Annotated in this window: 7 protein-coding genes; all 7 read left to right on the plus strand. The window is 69.0% G+C overall.

Features of this window, described 5'->3' with window-relative positions:
* The coding region (locus tag G454_RS19470; protein WP_169719372.1) for an LCP family protein at positions 1–710 on the plus strand (710 nt) is incomplete at its 5' end.
* A gap of 26 nt (positions 711–736) precedes the next feature.
* Positions 737–1,045, plus strand: a complete 309-nt coding sequence (locus G454_RS0114430; RefSeq protein ID WP_027719161.1) for a late competence development ComFB family protein — start codon at positions 737–739, stop codon at positions 1,043–1,045.
* Positions 1,024–2,805: an HD domain-containing phosphohydrolase gene (locus G454_RS20575; RefSeq protein ID WP_051276504.1), complete on the plus strand. Its 1,782-nt coding sequence runs from the start codon at positions 1,024–1,026 to the stop codon at positions 2,803–2,805. Before G454_RS0114430 ends, G454_RS20575 begins: the two co-directional genes overlap by 22 nt.
* Entirely contained in the window at positions 2,802–3,773 is a 972-nt protein-coding gene (locus G454_RS0114445; protein ID WP_027719162.1) for a hypothetical protein, read from the plus strand. The genes G454_RS20575 and G454_RS0114445 overlap by 4 nt, the downstream gene beginning before the upstream one ends.
* Positions 3,774–3,861: 88 nt before the next feature.
* Positions 3,862–4,734: a copper amine oxidase N-terminal domain-containing protein gene (locus G454_RS0114450; RefSeq protein WP_027719163.1), complete on the plus strand. Its 873-nt coding sequence runs from the start codon at positions 3,862–3,864 to the stop codon at positions 4,732–4,734.
* Between the two features lie 126 nt (positions 4,735–4,860).
* A complete protein-coding gene (locus G454_RS0114455) occupies positions 4,861–5,139 on the plus strand; it encodes a hypothetical protein (RefSeq protein WP_027719164.1) in 279 nt (92 codons plus the stop codon).
* Positions 5,132–5,498, plus strand: a 367-nt coding sequence (locus tag G454_RS19480; RefSeq protein ID WP_169719373.1) for a nucleotidyl transferase AbiEii/AbiGii toxin family protein, incomplete at its 3' end; no start/stop codon positions are given. The genes G454_RS0114455 and G454_RS19480, both read left to right, overlap by 8 nt.

Raw genomic sequence — 5,498 nt, forward strand, 5'->3', positions numbered from 1 at the left:
TGCGGCTACTCAGCGTGCCGCGGGACACGCTGGCGGAAATACCCGGACACGGCAGAGACAAGATCAACTCCGCCTGCGCCCTGGGCGGGCCGGAACTGGCCAGGGAGGCGGTCTCCCGGTTGCTGGGCGTGGAAGTGGACCGCTACCTCGCTTTCCGGTGGGAGGGTTTCGTGCGCGCCGTCGACCTTCTCGGCGGCGTCGAGCTGGAGGTGGAGAGCGACATGCGGCACCACGATTCTTCCGCGGGGGCGCTCTCGGAGATAGATCTCAGGGCCGGGCGGCAAAGACTTGACGGCCTGCACGCCCTGCAGTACGCCCGCTGGCGGGGCGACGGCAGGGGCGACATCGGCCGCGTGGAGAGGCAACAGAAGTTCCTGAAAGCCCTGGCCGCGCAGGCGCTGAGGCCGGAGAACCTGCCGCGGTTGCCGCTGGTGGCGGCCGAGGTGCTACGCTGTTGCGACACCGACCTGCCCGCCACCGAAGCGCTGGCCCTCCTTGGGGCCGCCTTGGCGAGGGGGGTGCCGACGGTCGAAACTGCTACTTTGCCCGGCAGGGCGGAGACGACAGGCGGCGTGAGTTACTGGGTGGTGGACGGGCGGGAGGCGAGGGAGTTTGCGGAGAATTTTCTATGTGGTCTAGTGGCAGGTATCGCACCCCGGGATCCCGGCAATACCTCCCCGTTCCAGGGGAGCAAGTATAGTCAAAGATAGCCAAAGTCAGAGGAGGCGCCATCACCGTGCTATGGAACTGCACGGAGACCGCACTCCGCGAACTTTTGCCCGAAGTACTGGGAGAATTCCTCAAGAGAAACCCGGGGGCCTGCATGTGCCCGCGGTGCGTCGAGGACGCGCTGGCCCTCGCCCTCAACAACCTGCCGCCCCGCTACGCCGCCACGGAAGAAGGGGTCGTGCTGGTGCGCGCCGAACTCGGGCAGCCGCCCGAAAAGGCCCTGTTGGTGGCGGCCCTGCTCAATGCCCTGCAGCAGGTGGCTACCAACCCGAGGCACGAGAGGGGGAGGGAACCTTGGTTTCCTACCTGCCGTTGAAGAAGTTAGATGTCGCGGTCGAGTTCGGCGGCCTTACGGGGGACTGCCTGGCCCTCTCGCGGCTCTCCGTGGGGCCGGGCGGGCGCGCCGCACTGGTGCTGGCCCCGGCCTGCTTCGCGCGGTTCGCGGTCGAGGCCAACCTCGGGGAAGCCTCCGGGCGGCCCGGCACGTGGGAGGACGCCGCGGGTAAACCCCTGGCGGTGAGCGTGCTGGTGCACGCGGGGGGTAGGGTGCTGGCCCTGAAGAGGAGGGAGCACCTGGCCGTGCAGAGCGGTCTCTGGACGGCCAGCGTGACGGGCACGGCAGTCCCGGCAGACGCGGCGGGTCCCGACCCGCTGGCGGCGGCCGCCCTGCGGGAGTTGGGGGAGGAGGTCGGCCTCGCCGCGGGGGACGGCGAGCTTTCCTTCCGGGGCCTGGCGCTGGCGCCGGGCAAGGCGCAGGCCGTGGCGCTGTTCGAGTTCGCCGCGTCCCCGCCGCCGGAGGAGCTACTGGCCTGCGCCCTCTCCTGGCCCCGCTTTGGAGAAGAGCACGGCGCGGCGGAGGTTCTACCGCCAGAGCGCGTCCTGGAACTGCCCCTCAGCCCGGTGTCGCGGCTGGCCGTGGGCCTCCTGCTGGGCGCGCCTCCGCCGCCGGGGCACTACCGCCTGGCCGAGCGCGAGAGGGAGGCCCTGCGGCGGCTGGCCTCGCTCGACCCCCTCACGGGCCTGCTCAACGGGCGCGCCTTCCGCGGACGCCTGGAGGAAGCACTGGCGTCCGGCGGGAGGGTGGCGGTGGTGCTTTTTGACCTCGACAGCCTGAAGTTGGTCAACGACCGCCTCGGGCACGCGTCCGGCGATGAGGTGCTACAGAGGTTCGCCGCCGCGCTGTCCTCCGCCGCGGGGAAGGTGCCCGGCACGCTGGCGGGCCGCGTGGGGGGCGACGAGTTCGCGGCCCTGCTACCGGGGGCGGATCTGGCCGCGGCGGAGGGTTTCGCCCGCGCGGTGGCCGAAGACCCTCGCTTGGCCGCGGCGGATCTCCCCTGCGGGGCGGTGCGGGCCAGTTGGGGCGCGGCGGCCTCCCCGGGCGACGGGGGGAGCGCGGGGGAGCTCCTGGCCGCGGCGGACGCCAGGCTGAGGGAGCGGAAGGCCAGGAGCGGTAGCCTCTCCCTGGCACTGTCCACCGCGCTGGCGCGCTTCGGCGACTTCCTCTCCCCGGCCGAGGCCGAGGCCCTCTTCTCGGCGCTGTTACCCCTGCTGGACAGGGCGGAACCCGGCCTGCGGGCGCACTGCCTGCGCGTGGGCCGCCTCTCGCGGGCGCTGGCGGAGGCGGCGGGCCTGCCGCCGGAGCAGGTGGAGATGGCCCGCCTGGCGGGAAAGTTCCACGACGTGGGCAAGCTGGCCGTCCACCCGAACCTGCTCCGCAGGGAGGGGGCGCTGGGGGCGGGAGAGCGCCCGCTGGCGGAGGGGCACGCCGCTGCGGGCGCGGAGGTGCTGGGGGCCGTCCCCGCCCTGGCCCCGGTGGCCGAGGCCGTGCGGCACCACCACGAGAAGTGGGACGGCTCGGGCTACCCGGACGGCCTCAAGGGGGAGGAGATCCCCCTGCTGGCCAGGGTCGTGGCCCTGGCGGACGTGTGGGACGCCGCCGTGTCCGGCAGGCACTACCGGCGGCCCCTGCCGCGGGAGGAGGCCCTGCGGCGCGTCCGGGACGGCGCGGGGAGCCTCTTCGACCCGCGCCTGGTGAAAGTTTTCCTCAAGCTCAGGGCAAAGGAGATGGTCGGTTGAGGGAGCTGACTTTGCTCATACCCGTGTGGCCCGAGAGGGGCGCGGGGCGGTTCCTGGGACTGCTGGAGAGGGTGTCGCGCGCGTGGCCCGAAGTGGGGGGCGAGGTGAGGGTGTCCCCCGGTGGGTGGGACGCCGCGGCGGCTGCGGTAGAGGAAGTCAGGAGGGCGGGGTTCGTCGTTGCCGCCCACCTGCCGCCGCCGGAAGAGTCCGACCCCGCGGAGGCCGCGCGGTGGCTGCGGGAGGTGCGGCCCGCCTGGGCCGTGGTGCACGGCGGCACGGCCCGCTGGGGGGAGGCGGGGGACTGCCCCGGGTTCCTGGAGTTCCTGTGGGACAGGGCCTCCAGGCTGAGAAAAATCGCCTCCTCCGGCGTGCCGCTCTACGCGGAGAACGCCCCGCCGCGGGAGCCCGTGCGCGACCCCGCGGACCCCGGGAGGGTAGCGGGCGTCAGGCGCCTCGTGCGGGCGGGGATGTTCGCCCGCGACCTGCTCTTCCTGTGCCGCGCCTGCGGAACCGGAGCGCTACTGGACACGGAGCACCTCCTGGACGCCGTGGCCTGCGTGAGGGAGGCCGCGGTGGAGGTCGGCAGGGTGGAGTCCTTACCGGACGAGCGGGCCTTCGCCGGGATGTTCGGCTTCGTGGTGCGGGAGGGCAGGGTATTCTGGGCCGGGGACTGCCTGCGCGGGCTGACCCTGGCGGGCGAGGCAACCCTGCTGCGGCCCGCGAGGATCCACGTGACGGGTAGCACGGCGGCGTTGAGGAACGGCGCCGTCACTTCCCACGCCGAGCTGAGGGCGGGCGACCCCTTCGGGGAGTACGTCCTGCGCTTCGTGCTCGGCCTCGGCCCGGCCTCCGTCACCGTGGAGTCCTGCCACGAGGGGGGAACCTTCGACTTCGGCGTGCTGGAGAGGTCGGTGCTCTACGTTACGGGGAAGCTGGCGGAGAGGCCCGTGCTAGTTACGCGGAAATAGGCCGGGGCAAAAGAGCAAAGCCCGCGGGTACACTACCCGCGGGTTTGTTTTTGTGTGGTAAAATTTTTTGGAAAGGGGGTGACGGTAGGTGCAGAAGAGCGCAAAGACTTTCTTCTTCCGTGTGTTCGCCCTGGCGTGCCTGGCGACAATGCTCCTGTCCCTGGTCCCGGCGTGGGCCGACGAGCCCAGCGGTGCCCAGCAACCGCAGGCGGCACAGCAGGTGCAGGAAACCAAGCAAACCCAGCAAGGTACCGGGGACAATGCCAGCGTGACCGATAGAGTATACGGCGATCAGAACAAGCAGGAAAAGCTCGAGCAGAAGATCGCCGAACTCAGGGCCAAGCTGGAGGAGGCGGTGAGCGCCGGGCGGTACGCCGAGGCGTGGGCGTTGCTCCGCAAGCTGCGCGAACTCCAGGGCCGCGAGGAAGCTACCCAGAAGGTGCTCCAGCTGAGGGAAGAGCTGATCGCGGCGCTCCAAGCCAACGACCTCGACAGGGCCGAGCAGATCCTGCTACAGATCCTCAAGCTGGAGAAAAACCGCAAGGGCCTGTACAAGCAACTCGGCAAGATCTGGCGGGAGCGGCACCGCGTCGGCATGCCCGAGAAGGTTAGCGTGTTCGTCGAAGGCCAGCCGATCAAGTTTGACGTCGAACCCGCCGTCATCGACGGCCGCACCATGATCCCGCTGCGCAGGGTGGCCAACGCCCTGGGCGTGCCGGACGATAAAGTTAAGTGGGACCCCGCCACCCAGACCGTAACCGTGGAGAACAACGGCACCGTGGTCACGCTGAGGGTGGGCGATAGGACGGCCCTGCTCGGCAACCGCGCGGTAACCCTCGACGTGCCGCCGCAGGTGGTGAACGGCAGGACGCTGATACCGCTGCGGTTCCTGGGCGAGGCCTTCGGCAAGCAGGTGGAGTGGTATCCGGAAGGGAACATAGTGGCAGTTGGCCAGCAGTAGGCCGGGCGGAGTCAGCGCCGGGGGAGTTTTCCTTCCCCCGGCCCTTTTCTTTTTGGGAAGGCGTGAGTCGGGCTTGATCCCGCTTTCCCCAAAGTGGTACCATTGTCTGGAAGGGAGGGGACAGCGGTGCGGGAGAGACGGATCGGCATAGAGACCACTTTGAACGCACAGACCCAGGAGTTCCTGCGGGCCGAAGACCTGGCCTGCATGATCAAAGAGGGAAGGTTCGAGGAGAGGTTTGCTGTGCAGATATACAACTTCTTCACGGATCTGCCACTCCAGGACGTCGCTAGGTTTGCGGTAGAGCACGGGATTGCGGACGGAGAACTTTTGAAGTACTATGAAAAGTTCGTGAAGGCGACATATTCCAACCCGGAACTTGAGGAGATGTTCGGCGGTGCTTGATAACCTGTTCCGAAGGGCTTTCAGGATAATAGACGCATCAGGCATACCCGAAGACGAATGGGCGTTCGGCGGCGGCACCGTAGTCGCCCTCCGCTTCCGCCACAGGGAAAGCGTGGACGTGGACGTCTTCCTTTCCGACGCCCAACTTCTCACCCTGCTCTCGCCGCGCCTCAACGAGGAGGCGGCGGCCATGACGGGCGACTACGTGGAGATGCCGCACTTCGTCAAGCTGAGGTTCCCGGAGGGAGAGATAGATTTCATCATCGCCCCCTGCCTCACGGAAATTTGCCGTGAGCGCGGCACTTTCGTTAACAGGGAAGCGTGGGTGGAGACGCCCGAAGAGATCGTAATCAAAAAAC

The organism is Desulfovirgula thermocuniculi DSM 16036, assembly GCF_000429345.1.
Classification (GTDB): Bacteria; Bacillota; Desulfotomaculia; order Desulfotomaculales; family Desulfovirgulaceae; genus Desulfovirgula; species Desulfovirgula thermocuniculi.